At 46.6% G+C, this 19,985-nt stretch carries 17 protein-coding genes, 1 other RNA gene and 1 pseudogene; 18 read left to right on the top strand and 1 reads right to left on the bottom strand.

All coding sequences use genetic code 11. From position 1 onward, the window contains the following. Positions 1 to 5 precede the first annotated feature (5 nt). From GCU48_RS01835 to rnpB, 17 genes and pseudogenes are all read left to right on the top strand, one after another. Complete coding sequence (locus tag GCU48_RS01835; protein WP_025719788.1) at positions 6 to 977, top strand: PhoH family protein; 972 nt, start codon at positions 6 to 8, stop codon at positions 975 to 977. Positions 978 to 1,070: 93 nt separating this feature from the next. Then, a complete protein-coding gene (locus GCU48_RS01830) occupies positions 1,071 to 3,317 on the top strand; it encodes an HD family phosphohydrolase (protein ID WP_152378846.1) in 2,247 nt (748 codons plus the stop codon). Between the two features lie 53 nt (positions 3,318 to 3,370). Beyond that, on the top strand, positions 3,371 to 3,868 hold the full coding sequence (gene ybeY, locus GCU48_RS01825; RefSeq protein WP_152378845.1) for an rRNA maturation RNase YbeY: 498 nt from the start codon (positions 3,371 to 3,373) through the stop codon (positions 3,866 to 3,868). Beyond that, positions 3,868 to 4,242, top strand: coding sequence for a diacylglycerol kinase family protein (locus tag GCU48_RS01820; protein ID WP_152378844.1), 375 nt, complete (start codon positions 3,868 to 3,870; stop codon positions 4,240 to 4,242). Before ybeY ends, GCU48_RS01820 begins: the two co-directional genes overlap by 1 nt. 50 nt (positions 4,243 to 4,292) lie before the next feature. Then, positions 4,293 to 5,195, top strand: coding sequence for a GTPase Era (gene era / locus GCU48_RS01815; RefSeq protein WP_152378843.1), 903 nt, complete (start codon positions 4,293 to 4,295; stop codon positions 5,193 to 5,195). A 512-nt stretch (positions 5,196 to 5,707) separates the two neighbouring features. Then, positions 5,708 to 5,845, top strand: a complete 138-nt coding sequence (locus tag GCU48_RS01810; protein WP_152378842.1) for a YqzL family protein — start codon at positions 5,708 to 5,710, stop codon at positions 5,843 to 5,845. A 42-nt stretch (positions 5,846 to 5,887) separates the two neighbouring features. Beyond that, on the top strand, positions 5,888 to 6,640 hold the full coding sequence (gene recO / locus GCU48_RS01805) for a DNA repair protein RecO (RefSeq protein WP_025719779.1): 753 nt from the start codon (positions 5,888 to 5,890) through the stop codon (positions 6,638 to 6,640). A 400-nt stretch (positions 6,641 to 7,040) separates the two neighbouring features. Then, entirely contained in the window at positions 7,041 to 7,928 is an 888-nt protein-coding gene (gene glyQ / locus GCU48_RS01800) for a glycine--tRNA ligase subunit alpha (protein ID WP_007431234.1), read from the top strand. Further along, positions 7,921 to 9,996 (top strand): glycine--tRNA ligase subunit beta, encoded by a 2,076-nt coding sequence (gene glyS / locus GCU48_RS01795; RefSeq protein ID WP_152378841.1) that lies wholly within the window; start codon positions 7,921 to 7,923, stop codon positions 9,994 to 9,996. Before glyQ ends, glyS begins: the two co-directional genes overlap by 8 nt. A 115-nt stretch (positions 9,997 to 10,111) precedes the next feature. Continuing rightward, complete coding sequence (locus tag GCU48_RS01790) at positions 10,112 to 10,594, top strand: YaiI/YqxD family protein (protein WP_152378840.1); 483 nt, start codon at positions 10,112 to 10,114, stop codon at positions 10,592 to 10,594. After that, positions 10,587 to 12,461, top strand: a complete 1,875-nt coding sequence (dnaG, locus tag GCU48_RS01785) for a DNA primase (protein WP_208811935.1) — start codon at positions 10,587 to 10,589, stop codon at positions 12,459 to 12,461. The genes GCU48_RS01790 and dnaG overlap by 8 nt, the downstream gene beginning before the upstream one ends. 43 nt (positions 12,462 to 12,504) lie before the next feature. Further along, entirely contained in the window at positions 12,505 to 13,638 is a 1,134-nt protein-coding gene (gene rpoD, locus GCU48_RS01780; protein WP_007431230.1) for an RNA polymerase sigma factor RpoD, read from the top strand. Positions 13,639 to 13,724: 86 nt separating this feature from the next. Continuing rightward, a complete protein-coding gene (locus GCU48_RS01775) occupies positions 13,725 to 14,564 on the top strand; it encodes a hypothetical protein (RefSeq protein WP_152382075.1) in 840 nt (279 codons plus the stop codon). Further along, complete coding sequence (locus tag GCU48_RS01770) at positions 14,561 to 15,322, top strand: tRNA (adenine(22)-N(1))-methyltransferase (RefSeq protein WP_152382074.1); 762 nt, start codon at positions 14,561 to 14,563, stop codon at positions 15,320 to 15,322. Before GCU48_RS01775 ends, GCU48_RS01770 begins: the two co-directional genes overlap by 4 nt. Continuing rightward, a complete protein-coding gene (locus tag GCU48_RS01765) occupies positions 15,298 to 16,413 on the top strand; it encodes a Nif3-like dinuclear metal center hexameric protein (protein ID WP_152378839.1) in 1,116 nt (371 codons plus the stop codon). Before GCU48_RS01770 ends, GCU48_RS01765 begins: the two co-directional genes overlap by 25 nt. A gap of 64 nt (positions 16,414 to 16,477) precedes the next feature. Next, a pseudogene (locus GCU48_RS01760) lies at positions 16,478 to 17,043 on the top strand (flavin reductase family protein). A 76-nt stretch (positions 17,044 to 17,119) separates the two neighbouring features. After that, positions 17,120 to 17,517: RNase P RNA component class A (gene rnpB / locus GCU48_RS01755), an RNA gene on the top strand. 484 nt (positions 17,518 to 18,001) lie between these two features. Here rnpB and GCU48_RS01750 read toward each other — a convergent pair. Next, positions 18,002 to 19,222 carry an aminotransferase-like domain-containing protein gene (locus tag GCU48_RS01750; RefSeq protein WP_152378838.1) on the bottom strand — a complete coding sequence of 407 codons (1,221 nt, stop codon included), beginning with the start codon at positions 19,220 to 19,222 and terminating at the stop codon, positions 18,002 to 18,004. A 336-nt stretch (positions 19,223 to 19,558) separates the two neighbouring features. Between GCU48_RS01750 and GCU48_RS01745 the strand changes: the two genes are divergently transcribed. Next, a complete protein-coding gene (locus GCU48_RS01745) occupies positions 19,559 to 19,969 on the top strand; it encodes a MarR family winged helix-turn-helix transcriptional regulator (protein WP_025717763.1) in 411 nt (136 codons plus the stop codon). The last annotated feature ends 16 nt before the right edge of the window (positions 19,970 to 19,985 follow it).

Here is a 19,985-nt window from a genome sequence, read left to right as displayed (position 1 = left end):
GCTATTTGGCAGAACAACAACGCAGCATACAAATTGCATTGAACAATGCGGGAGAAGGACAGGCGTTATTCGGCCCGCAGGATTCCTTTTTAAAATTGATTGAAGCCGCTATTCCCGCAAAAATAGCATCTCGTGAGGCAGAAGTTAATGTTTTTGGTCATGTTCACGAGGTCGAAGTGCTCGAACAATTGTTCGATGTACTCCTCCAGTTAATCCGTAATGGATATATCCTGACCGAAAGGGATGTCCATTATGCGATTGAGCTGGCAAAAGATTTGCGTGCTGACCAGCTGCTCGATTTGTTCAAGGGAGAAATTACGACCACGTTCCGGGGCAAGCCGATTCGGGTCAAGACGATTGGACAAAAGCACTACGTAACAACCATTAAGAAACGCGATATTGTTTTTGGAATTGGGCCAGCAGGTACGGGGAAAACGTATTTGGCTGTAGTGCTGGCTGTAGCTGCCCTGAAGGAAGGTTCCGTCAAGCGTATTGTGCTGACGCGTCCTGCGGTGGAAGCCGGTGAAAATTTGGGCTTTTTGCCCGGGGATTTACAAGAAAAGGTTGATCCCTATCTGCGACCGTTGTATGATGCGCTATACGATGTGATGGGCCCAGAGCAAACTGCAAAGGCACTGGAGCGCGGATTGATCGAAATTGCCCCTTTGGCCTATATGCGGGGGCGGACGCTGGATGACTCATTTATTATTTTGGATGAAGCGCAAAATACCACGCCGGAGCAGATGAAAATGTTTTTAACACGGCTTGGCTTCGGCTCAAAAATGGTCATCACTGGCGATGTTACACAGATTGATTTGCCTCGTGGCAAAAAATCCGGTTTGATTGAAGCCCATGCGATTTTACAAGGGATTGAGGAAATCGGCTTTGTCCAGTTTGCGGAACAGGACGTTGTCCGTCATTCTCTCGTTCAGAAAATAATCGTTGCTTATGACCGAATTGCTGAAAATCAAGGGTAGCATCCATGCCACGAATGTGGTCTGGTTCAATCCACAGATTGAAGTGAGCAGCGTAGCTGCCTTGAAAAAGATAATGGAGAGGGATTGTTTTAGATGACCTCGAAGGAATTATCCAACGGAAAAACGTTCCAACATAGAATGAATGGATGGAAGTATAGCGTGGCGACACGCTATCTTCTGTTTTTATTTTTGGTGATTCTTTTTTATGTTAGTTTTGCGTCCAAGCTGCTCCCCGAACGCTATGATATCCGGATAAATCAACCGAGTGAAAAGGAAATTGTCGCTCCGATGCAGCTTCCAAACAGCAAGGCGACCTTGAAGGCACAAGAGGAATCAGCTGAACGCGTGCAGCCTATGTATACAATTGTACCGATTCGCAACGATAACCTGATTACTGGCATTTTGGATCGTATTGAACGACTCAATCAGGATGATCAGGTATCCAGAGCGGACAAGATTGCGATATATAAGGATGAAATTCCTCAGCGTGCACGGGATTTTGTGCAGAATTTTGTAAGCAACAGCCGGAATGCGGATGCATACCCGGACAAGCTGCTGGATGAGGTTCTGCAAAAGACGAAGGAGCAAACGTACCGCATCCCAGAGGAAACGTTCATTAAAATTCCACGACTTACGTCTGAGGATATTGCCGAGATGCGCCCCGTTGCCCGTGAGATTGTGACGGGTTTGATGAATGATCAAATTACGGATGCCCAGACAGCCCGTGCGAAGGTAGCTGAACGGGTTAGTACAAGCTCTCTCACCAAGCGTACCTCGCGGGAGGTTGTTCAGGAGCTTGCACGGCTTGTGATTACAGCCAACAAGTTTTATGATGATACAGCTACGAAGGATGCCAAGGTACAGGCTCGTGAAGATACACCAACTGTTTATATTAAGCAGGGTGAGGTACTCGTCAAGAAGGGTGAAATTATTACCCAGGAAATCTACACATTGCTTGATGAAAACGAGCTGCTTAAGGATAAAATCAACTATTGGCCACAATTCGGCCTATTGATGCTGTCTACGATGCTGGCTCTGGGACTATTCATGTATATTCGTCAATTCCAATCACGAACACGAAACTTCAAGTATAATAATGCACAATTGCTGATGCTCGTGTTGATCTTTGTAATTACGGTAGGGGCAATGCTGCTCGTTGCCATACTGCAGAACAGTGAACGCTCCTATATCGGCTATCTGGCGCCTATCGCGCTTGGCGCTATGCTCGTAACGCTGCTGCTTGATATGTCGGTGGCTTTCGTTTGTGCCGTTATATTTAGTATATTGGCGAGTGTCATTTTGAATGTCCGTCAGGGGCAGATTTTTGACTTTAATTTTGGATTTTTTGCCCTTGTAGTCTGTCTGGCAGCTATTTTCTCAACTCATCGGGCTAGCCAGCGCTCCACATTGTTCAAGGGAGCCATTATGGTATGCTTGTTCGGTGCATTGTCTGTTTTTTCTCTGGCATTGATTGACCAAGCCAATTGGACTCAAACAACGACCCTTTATGGGGTAGCTTTTGCTTTTGCAGGCGGTTTGATTACGGCGATACTTGTAATCGGGTTAATGCCATTTTTTGAGTCCACCTTTGGCATCTTGTCGGCATTAAAGCTTGTCGAGCTGTCCAACCCCAACCATCCGTTGCTGCGCAAACTGCTTACAGAGACACCGGGAACGTATCACCATAGCGTAATGGTGGGGAATCTGTCTGAGGCCGCAGCGGAAGCTATAGGGGCCAATGGCCTGTTGTGCCGGGTCGGTTCGTATTATCATGACATTGGTAAAACAAAAAGACCTTCGTACTTCATTGAAAATCAAAATGGGTTGGAGAATCCACATGATACAATAGAGCCGAAGCTGAGCAAATCCATTATTATTGCCCATGCCCGTGACGGTGTGGAAATGCAATTGGATTACAAGCTGCCCAAGCCAATTCGCGATATTGCCGAGCAGCACCACGGAACGACGTTTTTGCACTATTTTTATCACAAGGCATTGCGTGAAGCGGAAGAGAAGGGGATTGAGCCTGACTTCACTGAAGATGATTTTCGTTACCCGGGGCCAAAGGCTCAGTCTAAAGAGTCTGCTGTGGTGGGAATTGCGGATAGCGTGGAAGCAGCAGTTCGTTCCTTACGCAAGCCAACAGTGGAACAGGTGGAGTCCATGATTGAAAAAATCATAAAAAGCCGACTGGATGATCACCAGTTTAATGACTGTGAGCTGACCATGCGGGAGCTTGATATCATAGCTCAAACCCTCAAAGAAACGGTGATGGGGATTTTCCATTCCCGCATTGAATATCCCGAAGAAAGACCCAAGCCCGAGAACGAGAAAGCTTAATCATTTGTCGTGAAGCACGGCTGGAGCACTAAGAATTAAAAGGAGCGGTTGGCATGGGCCTTCAATTAGCGTGGAACAATGAACAAAATGATATGGTAATTAACGAATCCTTGATTGCGCTGCTGAACACCTTATTGGAAGAGGCAGGCAAGATGGAAGGAGTAACGGATGGCGAGGTAGCTCTCACCTTCGTGACTGATGAGCAAATTCATGAGTTGAATAGGGACTATCGGGGGATAGATCGTCCTACTGATGTGTTGTCGTTTGCTATGAAGGAAACGCTGGATGAAGAGCTTGAAATCATCTACGAACCGATTGAAGAAAATTCATTGGAGGATGTACCCGATGTGCTGGGGGATATTATTATCTCTGTGCAGACAGCGCAAGCTCAGAGCGAAGAATATGGACATTCTATTGAACGTGAAATCGGCTTTTTGTTTGTTCACGGTTTCTTGCATCTGTTAGGCTATGATCATCAGGATGAGGCGAGTGAGGCTGAAATGATGGGTAAGCAGGAAGCTGTACTGGCTCAAGTGGGGTTGACACGGTAATGAGACGTCAGCCTTGGAGAATGACCTTTCGCTATGCGGCAGAAGGGGTGATCTATGCTCTGCGTACGCAAATTAATATGCGGATACATGTGGTCGTGGCGTTTCTTGTCATTGTAGCAGGCCTATGCCTGCGCATCTCCCGGCTCGACTGGTTGTTTGTCTGTATAGCAATGGCCTTAGTCATTGTAGCTGAGCTGATCAATACTGCTGTCGAAGCAGCAGTAGATCTCATCTCACCTGATATTCATCCGCTGGCCAAAGCGGCTAAAGACACCGCCGCCGGAGCCGTGCTCCTGGCAGCGGTGTTTGCTGTAATTATTGGCATATTTGTGTTTTACATGCCTTTGTTGACGTTAATTAGTCAGCTCATGTAATAAAAATAACAAAACAAAAATAGGCGCTTAATAGCGCTGGAGGAAACGAAATGGTTAAGAAACACTTTAAGTCAGGTTTTGTCGCGATTGTTGGCAGACCCAATGTAGGAAAATCAACACTGATGAATCATGTCATTGGTCAAAAGATCGCCATTATGTCAGATAAGCCGCAAACCACACGCAACAAAATTCACGGGGTATATACAACAGAGGACACACAAATTGTATTTTTGGATACTCCGGGGATTCACAAACGCCAGTCTAAATTGGGCGATTATATGAATCAAACCGCCTTTAATGCGTTGGGTGAAGTGGAGGCGGTGCTTTTTCTTATTGATGCCGCTGAAGGCTTAGGCGGAGGCGATCGTTTTATTGTAGAACAGCTAAAACAAGTGAAAACGCCAATTATTTTGGTTCTGAATAAGATTGACCGCATTGAACCGGAAGCGTTGCTGCCTTTGATTGAGCAATATCGTAAGCTCTATGAGTTTGCGGAAATCGTGCCGATCTCGGCCAAAATGGGCAACAATGTCGACCGCCTGCTGGAGCAGTTGCAAAAGTATTTACCAGAAGGTCCGCAGTATTACCCGGATGACCAAATTACCGATCACCCGGAGCAGTTCGTCATTGCCGAGCTGGTACGGGAAAAGATTTTGCATATGACGCGCGAGGAAGTACCGCATTCTATTGCGGTCATGATTGAAGACATGAAAGTGCAGGACAACGGTGTCGTGCATATTATGGCTGTCATTTTTGTGGAACGTGATTCCCAGAAGGGCATCATTATCGGCAAACAGGGAGCTATGCTCAAAGAGGTGGGGAAACAGGCCCGCCAGGATATCCAAAATTTGCTGGGTTCCAAAATTTTCTTGGAGCTGTGGGTCAAGGTCAAAAAAGACTGGCGCAACCAGGAACGCGTCCTTCGTGACCTCGGCTTCCACCGCGATGCCTAAAAATCGGTGCTCGACTCTAAAGTCACTTTAGTGTAAAGATTTATTGAGTCTAAAATTGTTATTAAATAATGAGCATTTTGCATAAATCCCAAGAGCGTTTTCAAATCAGCGATATATAGATCGAAACGGTTTAATTCGTCTATATATCGTACTTACGAGCGTTGGGAACCGAATTATGCAAAATGCTGAAATATGTATAGTTGTTTAGCATCATAAAAAAGCCGTCCCGATCTCTACGACTGAGATAAGTAACAGTCTTCTGGGTCATTCCAAGCGCCGCGCATGTGCGGCGCTTGACTCTTGCTCTTTCTACTCTTTACTTCCAGCGATGAAATAAGGAGCGTTTTTAAAAAGGGTTATGTAACTACACGTTGTAGCGGAGCGGTGTTTCAACCCGCATGCAGCAGCCTTTTTTTATACACTCCATTTATTTCATCGCATACTTCTTCCCTCTTCGCACCATTCTAACCTTTGAGATGCAAACGTCATTTCCGAAGAAAGGATGAATACGATTGCGAGATTTTTCGTGGAAGTATTTTGCGATGACTGGAGATGTCGGTGCGTATCTGCTATATAGGGAGAGCGCCGTGACAAGGGAGCAAGACACGGATGAAGAGGAGTCGGACGAGCATGAAGAAGCCTGTGATTAGCGCAAGCCACTGGCTTCTTCGCGAATGTTTGGGGGAAGAGGCATGCTTTACAGGGTGGAAGGAATCGTCATCCGCAGCATGGATTACGGTGAGGGGAACAAAATTATTACGCTTTGCACCGAAAGCGGGGGTAAAGCTGGCGTGCTGGTCAGAGGAGCAAAAAAATCCAAAAGCCGTCATGCCGCTTTGACGCAGCCGTTTACGTACGGCGAATTTGTTTATTTTCGAAATACAGGCCTAGGCACGTTGAATGCCGGTGAAATTATTCAATCCCACCATGTATTGCGTGAGGATATTACCAAGGCTGCTTACGCCTCGTATGCCTGTGAGCTGCTTGATCGAGTGCTACAGGATGAAGAAACGGGCACATTCTGGTTTAAGCAGCTTAAAGCTTGTCTGGAAGCGTTGGAGAGCGGCAAAGATCCGCTGATCGTTATGAGTATTTATGAATTTAAAATACTGCAGGCGGCGGGTTACGCGCCTCAACTAGATGCCTGTATCTCAAGTGGACAACAATGTGCTGATGAGGACATGTTTGTCAGTCCCAGGCTGGGTGGGGTTTTGTGTCGGGGCTACAAGCATTTTGACCCAACTGCATTAAGCGTCACACCACGTACATTGAAGTTGTTGCGTTTGTTCGCCAGAATGGATCTAAACCGTCTCGGCAACATTGACGTAAAGGACTCCACCAAGCTGGAGATCAAACATGTCATGCGACAGTTTATGGATATGCAGCTGGAGGTCAAGCTCAAGTCACGCAACTTTCTGGATCAGCTTGATAAGTACGATATGTGAAATACCCTGATCTCTTGACTACGCTGCTGAAAACGTGTAATATCCTACTATATATCTCCTTTGGGAGCAGATGCATTGAACGAGAAAGTAGCGGGATTATTCTCTAGGATTAGCGAGTTGGGGACGGTGTAAGCCCAGCGAGAATTTTTCGTGAACAAGGCACTCGGGAGCGTCTGAATGGACACGGAAAAGAGGATTACGGTCTGACTGGTGATTAGGACCGCAATCAAGTAGGGTGGAACCGCGGGAGTGAGCTCTCGTCCCTACGTCTGTACAGGCGTAGAGGCGGGGGCTTTTTGCTGTCTCTGGCAGGCATGTTGGAAGTAAACGGCCCTGTACATACGAGTTTGATAAGAAGAAATCACCATCATTTGAAGTAATTGGAAAAGGAGCGTGTACCATGAATTTTCAGCAAATGATTTTAACGCTGCAACAATTTTGGGCCGAGCAGAATTGTATTATTGTACAGCCGTATGACACGGAAAAAGGGGCAGGCACGATGAATCCGATGACCTATTTACGGTCGATCGGACCCGAGCCGTGGAACGTAGCTTATGTTGAGCCTTCTCGTCGTCCATCAGACGGACGTTATGGTGAGAACCCGAATCGCTTGTACCAGCATCACCAGTTTCAAGTGGTCTTGAAGCCTTCACCTGACAATATTCAGGAATTGTATTTGGAGAGTCTGACTCGTTTGGGGATTAACCCTCTGGAGCATGATATTCGTTTTGTCGAGGATAACTGGGAAGCACCAACGCTGGGAGCTTGGGGACTAGGCTGGGAAGTATGGCTGGACGGTATGGAAATTACCCAGTTTACGTATTTCCAGCAAGTAGGCGGTATTGATGCCAGTCCGGTTGCGGTTGAAATTACGTACGGTATGGAACGGCTTGCTTCTTACATTCAGGACAAGGAAAATGTGTTCGATTTGGAGTGGGTCAATGGAATCACGTACGGTGATGTCTTCCACCAGCCTGAATTTGAGCACTCCAAATATACATTTGAAGTGTCTGATGTCAAAATGCTTTTCACTCTTTTTAATATGTATGAAGAAGAAGCGAATAAAGCGATGGCGCAGCATCTTGTATTTCCAGCCTATGATTATGTGCTGAAATGCTCACATGCGTTCAACTTGCTGGATGCACGCGGGGCAATCAGTGTGACGGAACGAACCGGATTTATTATTCGGGTACGGAATTTGGCGCGTCAGGTGGCTGCGACCTATCTGGAGGAACGCGAGAAGCTAGGCTTCCCGCTGTTGAAGAAAGGAGGTGCGGCACATGTCTAAGGATTTATTGTTTGAAATTGGTTTGGAAGAAGTGCCTGCACGTTTTATCCCGAATGCAATTCAGCAGTTGAAGGAGCGTATGGCTGCGTGGCTTGACAACTCGCGTATTGCTTATGGCGCTGTGGAGGCTTATGCCACACCCCGCCGTTTGGCGGTACTGGTTAAGGAAGTAGCAGAGAAACAAGAGGACATCAACGAAGAAGTTAAAGGCCCTTCCCGCAAAATCGCGCTTGATGAAGCCGGCAACTGGAGCAAGGCTGCTCTTGGTTTTGCTCGGAGTCAAGGTGTTGATCCTGAACAATTTACGTTCAAGGAGCTTGGCGGCGTGGAATATATTTATGCGACCAAGAGCAGCGTGGGTGTACCAACGGCAGAAGTGCTGTCCGAAGGCTTGCTGCACATTTTACATGCGATGACATTCCCTAAATTCATGCGTTGGGCGAGCTATGACTTTAAGTTCGTTCGTCCGATCCGATGGTTGATTGCCTTGTTTGGCAGCGATATTATCAACTTGGAAATTGCCGGAGTACAGTCAGGAAATGTGACGAGAGGCCATCGTTTCCTTGGTCAGGACGCCGTTATAGAACGTCCGGCTGACTACGTTGAAGTGCTTCGCAAGCAGCATGTCATTGTGGATATTGAGGAACGTCAAGCCCTTATCGTGAAGCAGATTGAAGCACTGGCAGCCGAAAAAGATTGGACGATTGCAATAAAGGATGATCTGTTGGAGGAAGTATTGTATCTGGTCGAAACGCCAACGGTGCTGTTTGGAGGCTTTGATCCTTCCTTTTTGAATATTCCGAAGGATGTACTGATTACTTCCATGCGTGAGCATCAGCGTTACTTCCCTGTGCTGGACCGCGCTGGAGCGCTGCTGCCGTACTTTGTTACAGTACGTAATGGTGGCAGTCAATCGCTGGAAGTCATTGCTAAAGGGAATGAAAAAGTATTGCGTGCGCGGCTGTCTGATGCCAAATTCTTTTATGAAGAAGATCAGAAACTGGAAATTAAGGATGCACTCTCCAAGCTGGAAAGTATTGTTTTCCACGAAGAGCTGGGAACGGTTGGAGACAAGGTACGGCGGATTCGCCGCATTGCTGATGCTCTGGCAGAGAAGCTTCGTGTTTCCCCAGATACACAGGAGTCGGTTAGCCGAGCAGCAGATATTTGTAAATTTGACCTGGTAACACAAATGGTATATGAATTCCCGGAACTGCAAGGTGTTATGGGTGAGGATTACGCCCGTAAGGCTGGAGAAAAGGAAGAAGTAGCGAGAGCAGTGTTTGAGCATTATCAGCCTCGTTTCGCAGGAGAAACGGTACCTTCTACCAACGCTGGAGCGATCGTAAGTATTGCTGATAAAATTGATACGATCACAGGCTGCTTTTCCATCGGTATTATTCCGACAGGCTCGCAGGACCCTTATGCGCTTCGTCGTCAGGCCGCAGGGATCGTACAGATTTTGCTGGATCGCAAGCTTTCGGCTACGTTGTCTGATGTGTTTAATATCGCGATCGAAGTGCACAGTAATCTTGGAAATATGAAACGTTCCGCCGATGAAATACGTAAAGAATTACATGAGTTTTTTGGATTGCGCGTGAAAAAATTATTGTCCGAGACTCTTCGTTATGATGTCGTGGACGCTGTGCTTGCAGCCGGATTTGATGATGTTGCTTCTGTTGTCAACCGCGGAGCTGCACTGATGGCTGCAGTACAAACAGGCGATAGTTTCAAGGCTACTGTTGAGTCCTTTAACCGTGTGAGTAATTTGGCTACCAAAGCGGTTCATAAGTCAGTGAATACCGGTGAATTTACGGAACAGGGTGAAAAGGCTCTTTACGAAGCATGGTACGGCGCTTACGAATCTTATAGTGCAGCTTTACAGGAAGGCGATGCGACGAAAGCGTTAGAGCTTGCTTCATCCATCACCCCTGCAATAACCGCGTTTTTTGATTCCGTTATGGTTATGGCTGAGGATGATGCTGTTCGTAATAATCGTTTGGCTTTGCTGGCTGCTATTGACTCGGAATTGAAGCGTTTTGCGGATTTTTCCAAACTTGTAGGTTAAACGTCAGTCGTCATGGTATGAACAACTTGAAAAAATGGGTATAAATATACGGAACGGTGTAAGAGTGATCTTGCACCCGTTCCGTATTTTACTCGAATCCACATGGAGATGGGTGATGCTTGTGGAGATATCCGGAAATTTATCGGGTATTCGAATCGTTGTTGACGGCGATGCTTGTCCCGTTAAAAGCGAAATTGCAGATACGGCTTCCCGTTTTCATGTTGAGGTTATTATGGTATCTTCGTATGATCATCTCATCCAGGGTAGTGAAGGCGTGACTGTCGTTAAAGTGGACCGGAGCGACCAAAGTGCCGATCTCTATATTGCTAATCATATCCGCCGAGGAGATATTGTAACTACCAACGATTACGGTCTTGCCGCCCTGGCCTTGGCTAAAGGCTGTGAAGTGATGTCTTTTCGCGGAGCTATGTATCGAAACGATTCGATAGATTTTATGCTTGACCGCCGTCATACTTCTGCCAAAGAACGAAAAAAAGGACGCTACGGAAAAGGTCCTAAACCGTTTACATTAGAGGATCGTGAAGTTTTTCAACATAAACTGACAAAACTTTTACTCCTCTTGCAGGAGAATGAGTAACGGTATCGAATTATATTTACGTGCTAAAGAGATGAAGGTGGTTTATATGAGTGCCGGACAAGGTAATATACCGGATGATATCATTGAGGCTGTTTTACAACATCATGATATTGTAGATACGGTGAGCAAGTACGTGCATTTGACCAAGCAGGGGAAATATATGAAAGGCCTCTGTCCTTTTCATTCCGAAAAAACCCCTTCATTCACCGTGACACCGGATCGTCAGATTTTTTACTGCTACGGCTGCGGCGCGGGAGGCAATGCCATCAAATTTATGATGGAAATCGAAGGACTATCCTTTCCCGAAGCTGTCAGGACAATGGCGGAAGAAAGTCATATCCCACTCGGCGAATGGCAGGGACGTGAGTCATCGCATCAGCATCCTGAGTTGGACAGGCTACTGCAAGCGTATGAGCTAACTTCTAAGATGTACCATTTTTTGCTTAAAAATACGGAGCACGGCAAACCAGCTATGGAATATTTGCGTTCACGGGGGTTCAGTGACAAGATTATTGATCAATTCCAAATCGGCTATGCACCGAATCGATGGGATACGATTGTTCAGTTTCTAGAGAAACGTTCCTTTGATCCTGTAGAGATGGAAAAGGGGGGGCTTATTTCTCCCCGGCATGAGGGTGATGGATATGTGGATCGATTCAGGGATCGTATTATGTTCCCCATCTGGAATCGGAATGGAAAAGTTATTGCCTTTGCAGGCCGTATCCTTGGCGAGGGACAGCCAAAGTATTTGAATTCACCGGAAACGAAGCTGTTCAACAAGAGCCGAACTCTGTACAATCTCCATCATGCTAAAACCTCAATTCGCAAGCTTCGCCAGAGCGTTCTTTTTGAGGGCTACGGGGATATCATCTCGGCATGGGAAGCGGGCGTACAGAATGGGGTGGCCGCCATGGGAACCGCCCTGACAGAGCATCATGCTACGATGTTAAAAGGACTGTGCGACGAGGTTATTATTTGTTATGATGGTGACCGGGCAGGACAAGCTGCTGCGCTTAAAAATTTTCCGCTGTTGGAAAATGCGGGACTTCACGTTAAGGTAGCATTGGTCAGTGACGGTATGGACCCGGATGATTTTATTCGGGAATACGGCGGTGAGCGCTTTCAGCGTCAAATTATCGAAAGTGCTGTTTCAACGGTGAAATTTAAGCTTATATATCTGAAAAAAAACCATATACTGCAAGAGGAAGAAGGAAGAATCGCGTATTCCCGCGAAGCATTAAATGTCATTGCACCTCTGTCATCCCCGACCGAGCGGGAAGTGTATTTGCGCGAAGTATCAGCCGAAGTTAAGGTGGATTTTGAAACCTTAAAGCAAGAATGCAATTTACTAAGGCAGTCCCTGCAAAAAAAACAGAACATTGGGGATAATAACGAAAATGGGTGGAATAATGGTAGGCATAAAAAAGGGCAGGTCTCCACACCTAATTTGCTGCCAGCTTACCATGTAGCAGAACGCAGATTGCTTCACTGGATGATGCAGGATTTAGAAGCTGCAGAGTATGTAGAAAAGCATCTGGGGGACGCCTTTAATATTGAGGATCATGCAGCGATTGCTGCTTATCTATACGCCTATTACGCACAAGGGAAATTACCGGATACAAGCCGCTTTATTTCATCTTTGCAAGATGACCGACTGGAGAAAAATGTAAGTTCGATCATGATGATGGATGCTCCGGGCGTATGGACACCGCACATTTTGGACGATTATATTCATCAGGTGCGAAAGTTTCCATTGCAGGAGCAACTGGATTTGAAGAGAGAAGAAATGAGAGCCGCTGAGCGCGTAGGTGACTTTTTGCGTGCAGCACAAATTGCAAGTGAGATTATAGCCCTAGAGAGACAATGAACACACAGAGGTCGGATGTTTCTAGGGAGGAGGGAGTCGAAAGATGGCGAATGATCAGCATACTGAACTGGAGACGGAACTGACACTGGATCAGGTCAAGGATCAATTGATTGAGTTGGGTAAAAAAAGTTCCTCTCTAAACTACAAAGATATCATGGAAAAACTGTCGCCGTTTGATCAGGACCCCGAGCAAATGGATGAGTTCTATGAGCAGCTGGGTGACTTGGGGATTGAGGTTGTGAATGACAACGACGAAGAAGTTACCAGATTGCGTCAAAATGATGACCCGGAAAACAATGACGGGGATGATTTTAACTTCGATGACGATCTGAGCCTGCCTCCCGGTATTAAAATCAATGATCCGGTCCGGATGTACTTGAAGGAAATCGGTCGTGTCCCGCTGCTTTCCGCTGATGATGAGGTGGAGCTTGCCAAACGGATTAATAACGGTGATGAAGAAGCTAAACGTCGGCTGGCAGAAGCGAACTTGCGACTGGTTGTAAGTATTGCCAAACGTTATGTTGGTCGCGGAATGCTTTTCCTGGATCTGATTCAAGAAGGTAATATGGGTCTGATTAAGGCAGTAGAAAAATTCGATTATGAAAAAGGATTTAAATTCAGTACGTATGCAACCTGGTGGATTCGTCAGGCCATTACGCGCGCTATAGCCGATCAGGCCCGAACGATTCGTATCCCAGTTCACATGGTGGAAACAATCAACAAGTTGATTCGCGTATCGCGTCAACTGTTGCAAGAGCTGGGGCGTGAACCTACGCCAGAGGAAGTGGCTGCCGAGATGGAGCTAAGCGTAGAAAAAGTACGGGAGATTATGAAAATTGCCCAGGAGCCTGTTTCTTTGGAAACGCCGATTGGTGAAGAGGATGACTCTCATTTGGGGGATTTCATTGAGGATCAGGAAGCGCTGGCGCCTGCAGATGCGGCTGCCTATGAACTACTGAAGGAACAGCTTGAGGATGTACTGGATACGTTGACTGAAAGAGAGGAGAACGTGCTGCGTCTCCGCTTTGGTTTGGACGACGGAAGAACCAGAACGCTTGAAGAAGTAGGTAAAGTATTTGGTGTTACACGTGAACGCATTCGTCAGATTGAGGCTAAAGCGCTGCGTAAGCTGCGCCATCCGAGCCGCAGCAAGCGACTGAAGGATTTCCTCGAATAGAAGCGGTACATTGCGGACCTTCTGCGGCTTGAAGCGCGCAGGGGGTCCTTTTTTATCTCATGGCAGCCTTGGTGGAGGGGAAAAGCTTGGACCAGGAGAAGAAACGGGCAATACTGTTACATGAAATTGAGCATTGGCGGCAAAGCCGGTTGCTACCTGAGCAATACTGCGATTTTTTATCCAACCTGTATCGGGAAGAGGGAGATCCGCCACAGAGCCAAAATCGTAACAACACCGGGCTGCTTACATATCTTAAACACGGGCATGGAGTTGCCTGGCTTCTTGGTTTTGTCATTATTTCCTGCATTTGTTTGATCGGTTTTTATTTTACCGCTTTTCCGTTGCCAATGCAAATATTCTCGGCAAGTGTCATCACTGTGATTTGCTATGGATTTGCTGCAATTTGGCGTTCTTCTGAAAAGAGTATGAGCGCCATGGTGAGTACTCTGGGCAGTGCGATTATGCTTGGTTCGGGTGTATGGATTATTCAGCTTCATCAGGGTGAAGCTAAGATTTGGTTTCTCGTGCTCGTAGGCCTATGTGGCTTGGTATGGTGCCTCGTGGGATTAACCTTGCGTATTAGTCTGCTTCATTACTGCGGTCTTGTGGGTTTAATTTTAGTGTACGCAGTGCTTATAGGCGGCTATTGGCCTATGGCTACTCTTATGATGCTTGAGGCATTTTGGATTCTGCACGGAGTTTTGCTGGTAGGTATATGCTGGTGGGTACACCGCCGTTTCCCGCGTCTGAGCCTGGTCTATTTTGCCACTGGAATGACACTGGTTTTTATGGCTGAAGCAGACACGATCGTCCTGCGCCACCAAGCGGCTGGGGATATGGTATTTTACAGCATACTGAAGTTGGCTATTGTTGTAGGAATTTTATTTTGGACTCGAAAAAAATGGATTACGTGGGTGACGTCATGAAACTTTCGCAACGATTACAATATATTATGGAACAAATTCCTGCCGGGAGCAGACTTGCAGATATAGGTTCGGATCACGGGCTACTTCCTGTGGCTGCAGTGCGTAGCGGTAGGGTGCCGCAAGCCGTTGCGGGCGAGGTCAACGATGGACCGTTGCGTGCAGCTCAAAAGCAGGTGGCTGAAGCTGGTCTCGCTGATCGCATTATGGTTAGAAAGGGAGACGGCTTGGCTGTGATTAAGGCCCATGAGGTCGATGTTATTACGATAGCCGGCATGGGCGGTGCCTTGATCGCTTCGATATTGGACCAAGGAAAAGACAAGCTTGCATCAGTGAAGCAACTGGTTTTACAGCCCAACGTCGGTGAGGATATTTTACGCCGTTGGTTGATTGAGCATCAGTGGGTATTAACAGGCGAGCATATCATGGAAGAGGACGGGAAAATATACGAAATTCTAACGGCAATACCCGCTTCCGAATCCCCTTTTAAGCAGGACGAGCTGTATCGACCATGGGAGCTTCCCGGAAGCTCGTTGGTGCTGACTCGGGATTGGCTGATGCAACTCGGACCGTTATTGGTCAAAAAGCCGAATAAAGTCTTTTTCAGGAAATGGAAGCTGGAAATTCGGAAGCTTCAGGATGTAATGGCACAGGTCTCGCGGTCTGAGCAGGAATCTGCGCAGCATAAGCAGGAGCAGTTGCGTAAACAAATTGAACAGCTAGAGGAGGTACTTGCATGTTTGCCAAAGGACAAACAGTGATTAGCTATATGGAGCAGCTGGCACCCAAATATTTGGCAGTTCCGGACGACAGAATCGGGCTTCAGCTTGGTAGCCTGCAGAAGGAAATCAAAAACATATTGATCGCTCTGGATGTCAATGATGAGGTTGTCGAAGAGGCGATCCGCGTAAAGGCTGACCTCATTATTGCCCATCATGCGATTATATTCCGCCCACTTAAAGCTTTGAACACAGATCAGCCTGCGGGTAGAATGTATGAGAAGCTGATCAAGAATGATATTGCCGTCTATATCAGTCATACGAATCTGGATACGGCAGAGGATGGCATGAACGACTGGATGGCAGAAGCCTTGGGGATTCAAAGTGAAGGCTCGCTGGAAGATGTTCACACGGAGCAACTATTCAAGCTTGTCGTTTTCGTACCCAAAACACATCATCAAAAGGTATTGGACGCCGTGCTGGGTGCCGGAGCCGGGCATATTGGCAATTACAGTCATTGCAGCTTTAATATTGATGGCTACGGTACTTTCGTGCCGGGTGAAGGCACACAGCCATTTTTGGGTGAGCCGGGCAAAATGGAACGTAGTGAAGAGGTTCGGATTGAGACCATTGTACCACAGGGTGTACGCAATAAAGTTGTGCAAGCCATGCTGAAGGCCCATCCTTATGAAGAGGTGGCTTACGACCTGTACCATATGGATTTGCAGGGCCGTACCTTTGGCTTGGGGCGGGTGGGCAGGCTTAAAGAAGCCCGCACGTTACACGAGTTTGTAGACGATGTGAAAAACGGATTTGACGTTGAGCATGTACGCGTAGTGGGCGACCTGGACCGAACGATCAAAAAAGCAGCCGTGCTGGGAGGCTCGGGTAGCCGATATGTGAATAAGTCGCTTTTTAAAGGAGCAGACGTATTGGTCACCGGGGATATCGACTACCACACGGCACAGGATGCCCTGATGGCGGGGATCGCCATTATTGACCCTGGACATAATGCTGAGAAGATTATGAAGTCTAAAACGGCAGAATGGATGCGCAAACGGCTTGAAGAAGGACGATACGCGACGGAGGTACATGTATCCCAGGTGAATACTGAACCTTTCCAATTCTTGTAAATATCTAGCTTCTATGAGAAAATAAAGATGTTTCATTACTTTTAGTTCATAGGGGAGAGGTTACGTGCGAACATTAATTGCTGATCCTGTGATTCATGCCTATCCGGAGATGTTGCTGTTGTTACTTCCTGCCATAATGGTGTGAAAAATGTAATGGCCTCTGGCTGGCATACCTATATAGGATCATCACCAGGCATGTATGGCATTTCGTTGCGGAAGGAAACGTATTCACATGGTCTGATAGAAAAAAGTGGGGGCTTTGGTGTTCAATTTTTGCCTGCCCACAGATCGGAATTGATTCAGGCTGTAGGTACTTTTAGCGGTAGAGATATAGATAAGTTCCAGCATTTCGAGATTGCATATGAGGACGGAGTTACAGTGGATGTCCCTATATTGCTGGAAGCTTATCTTGCTTATGAGTGCAAAGTGGTGGATATTCATACCTGTGGGGATCATGATTGGATTGTCGGTGAGATCAAGCAAGCTTACCGGGATGATGAACTTTTTCTGGATGAAGACACCCCTGAATTTAGTAAGCTGCATATTCCGCTATACGTGGGTCGCTCTACTTATCTTGTGGCAGATAATACGTTGCAAAAGAAGGTACACCCCTTTTATTTGGACAAATAAAGGAATTTTCCTATTTTACAATAATTTCAGGTTGTATCGTGCGCACGTTCCCTGTATACTATGTAATGTTGTTCGGAAAGTTTGACAGACAATCGCTGGCGGCGTGAGCCGCGAGAGGAAAGTCCGGGCTCCATAGGGCAGGATGCTGGATAACGTCCAGTCAGCGCGAGTTGAAGGATAGTGCCACAGAAATGGACCGCCGATGGCCGCATGCGGCACAGGCAAGGATGGAACCGAGGTGTAAGAGACCCCGAGGAACGCTGGTGACTTCGTTCCTGGTAAACCCCATCTGGAGCAAGACCTAATGGGACACAGCTTCTTCGTGAAGCAGCCTTAGCCCGAGGTGTGTCTAGGTTGGTCGCTGGAGCCGGATAGCAATATTCGGCCTAGATAGATGATTGTCGCTTGTAGTGGGAGGGTAGTTCCCGTCTGTACCACGATAGCACAGAACCCGGCTTACGGAAAGCTTTCCCCACTGCAACACCTTAAAATGCATGAATTTAACCTTTATAATTGATCTGTTTGCATGAAAAGCTGTAATTTAAGTTGTCATAACCAAACGGTAATTTAACTGTATTTTCCAAATGTATTTATTAAAGAAAAGGGTGAGGTAATGTTCCTATTGGAGACATGATCCACCCTTTTTTATATACGGTATTTACGCAAGTACGTCTATTTGTAGGTCTATTTAATTTAATGGATCTTTTCAAAGCAGAATGAAGCCCCCAATATCATGTTGGGGGCTTCATTCGTTTTTCCATCTACTCATTTCCTCTACCATAAAAACGTGCGGGGATAGGGCACGCAGTTAGCGTAGCGGAGCATTTGGATCTGGAGAAGCGAAGCGTTCGCCTTTGCCTTCGGATTCCACCATACTATTCAAATTCAAAAGGAATCGAGGGCAACAGCGATCGCAAGATCAAATGATTCGCGAAGCGGCCTCACCGTGCCAAGTTCCTCAGCGCACGCTTTTTTCCAATCTTTCCTCTGTATACATCTTCAATGCCCGATCCAAACGGTCAACCGCTTCAGGAAGCAGGGAAGGATCGGTATGCGTGAAGTTGATCCGCATATGGTTGCTACCGCTCAGATCAGCATAAAATACTTGTCCAGGCACAAATGCGACGCCTTCCTGAATGGCCAGTTCCAGCAAGCGATCGGAACGGAAGCCTTCCGGTAAAGTAACCCACATAAACATGCCTCCAAGAGCATCATCCCACGTAATGCCTTCCCATTGACATTCTTTCATCAGCGTTGTGAGGCGGAGCATACGAGAATGATATTCGCTGGATACGGTACGAATATGTCCATCCAAATCAAAAAAGTCCAAGAGCTCATTTAAAGCACGTTGATCGATACTGCTGGAGTGCAGATCAGCAGATTGCTTGGCTTTCGAGACTTTATTGACAATCGCTTGATCAGCAATCAACCATCCGGAACGAACACCAGGAGCAACGGTTTTGGAGAATGTAGAGGTGTACATGACATGACCGTCTCCGCCTTGCTGTTGGTTAATGGAGAAGAGAGATGGGAAGTTAAGGTTTTCGTCAAATTTGAGACGTCCGTAAGGATCATCCTCAAAAATCAAAGTTTCGTATTTACGGCATAGCTCAACAACGCCTGTTCTGCGTTCCATGCTCCATACACTGCCCGCCGGGTTGGAGAAGGTTGGTATGACATACACGAATTTAGGCTGATGCTCCTTGAGCTTGGCTTCAAGATCATCTAATTGCATACCGTTGGAGTCTGTATTTACACTTATAATGTTGGCGCCATAGGACTTAAACACCTGAAGAGCTGCCAAATAAGTAGGGGACTCCACTAATACAGTATCCTGCGGATCAAGCAGCACACGCGACACCAGATCAATAGTCTGCTGCGAGCCCGTCGTCATGATGATGTTATCTCTGGTAACGGAGATGCCTTGGGATGCCATCATGGTTGTAAGACGTTCCCGCAGAGGAATGTATCCATCGGTTAGACCGTATTGAAGCGCGGTAGTACCGCCAAGACGGAATACCCGCTCATAGGCTTTAGCAACCGCTTCAAGGGGGAAAAAGGCGTCGGCTGGAAGACCGCCAGCCAGGGATAACACTTCTGTTCCCTGTGTCAGCTTCAAAATGTCCCTAACGATGGACGAGCCTTGAGTACGAGCCATACCCGAAAATTTGTATTCCAATCCAATCATCTCCTGTGTTCTACTGTACTATGAAATTTATTGTATTATAACAATAATGAAGTATAACAGTAAACAACAGAATATAACAGTTGATTGGTTTGATCGAAAGCCGAAAAAATTCTGATTCCAAATAAAAATTCAACCATACAAATCATTTTCGCTTAAACCTTGTAATTGTTCAGTGCAAGCTTGAAATGCTTGGTTTCTCGCTAGAAGGATTCCCGTAGAGATGATAAAGGATGCTTCTTGTATTCCATATTTTCTCGAATTGACTTTCTGCCCGGACATCATTATTATCTTATAGTATAAGATAAAAGCCAGAAGGTGTTGTGACCATTGGATTATAAGGCATTAGCGACAGAACTATTCGAGTATGTTGTCAAAACGAACAAGCCGCAATTAGAAGAGAGGGGGCACTACTCACGTGGTGAAATGGGGATACTCATCTGTCTGAATTTCAATGAGGACGGGGTTACCTCGGGCCGCTTGAGCGAATACTTGTCCGTCAGTACGGGACGGGTAGCAACGGCGCTGAAGAGCCTGGAGAAGAAAGGTCTGGTTGTACGCCGTACTGATGTGACCGACAAACGTAAGGTGATTGTATGTATTACAGATTCAGGCAAGCAATTTATGATTGACAAGTATAATGAAGGAATCGCATGGACCGAGAGCATTCTTCGCAAGCTGGACGAACAAGATGCGAAAGAATTTATCAGACTCATTAAGCTTATTGTCTCTAAAAGCTGAATTCCTATGCAGGTCA

Source organism: Paenibacillus brasilensis (assembly GCF_009363115.1).
Taxonomy (GTDB): Bacteria; Bacillota; Bacilli; order Paenibacillales; family Paenibacillaceae; genus Paenibacillus; species Paenibacillus brasilensis.
Note: the sequence above shows the minus strand (reverse complement) of the source record. Positions and strands in the feature narration are given on the sequence as shown.

Excerpts from the sequence above, each read along its gene's own strand:
- GCU48_RS01830 (WP_152378846.1), top strand. The coding sequence starts at position 1,071 with ATGACCTCGAAGGAATTATCCAACGGAAAAACGTTCCAACATAGAATG.
- ybeY (WP_152378845.1), top strand. The coding sequence starts at position 3,371 with ATGGGCCTTCAATTAGCGTGGAACAATGAACAAAATGATATGGTAATT.
- GCU48_RS01820 (WP_152378844.1), top strand. The coding sequence starts at position 3,868 with ATGAGACGTCAGCCTTGGAGAATGACCTTTCGCTATGCGGCAGAAGGG.
- era (WP_152378843.1), top strand. The coding sequence starts at position 4,293 with ATGGTTAAGAAACACTTTAAGTCAGGTTTTGTCGCGATTGTTGGCAGA.
- recO (WP_025719779.1), top strand. The coding sequence starts at position 5,888 with ATGCTTTACAGGGTGGAAGGAATCGTCATCCGCAGCATGGATTACGGT.
- glyQ (WP_007431234.1), top strand. The coding sequence starts at position 7,041 with ATGAATTTTCAGCAAATGATTTTAACGCTGCAACAATTTTGGGCCGAG.
- glyS (WP_152378841.1), top strand. The coding sequence starts at position 7,921 with ATGTCTAAGGATTTATTGTTTGAAATTGGTTTGGAAGAAGTGCCTGCA.
- GCU48_RS01790 (WP_152378840.1), top strand. The coding sequence starts at position 10,112 with ATGCTTGTGGAGATATCCGGAAATTTATCGGGTATTCGAATCGTTGTT.
- dnaG (WP_208811935.1), top strand. The coding sequence starts at position 10,587 with ATGAGTAACGGTATCGAATTATATTTACGTGCTAAAGAGATGAAGGTG.
- rpoD (WP_007431230.1), top strand. The coding sequence starts at position 12,505 with ATGGCGAATGATCAGCATACTGAACTGGAGACGGAACTGACACTGGAT.
- GCU48_RS01770 (WP_152382074.1), top strand. The coding sequence starts at position 14,561 with ATGAAACTTTCGCAACGATTACAATATATTATGGAACAAATTCCTGCC.
- GCU48_RS01765 (WP_152378839.1), top strand. The coding sequence starts at position 15,298 with ATGTTTGCCAAAGGACAAACAGTGATTAGCTATATGGAGCAGCTGGCA.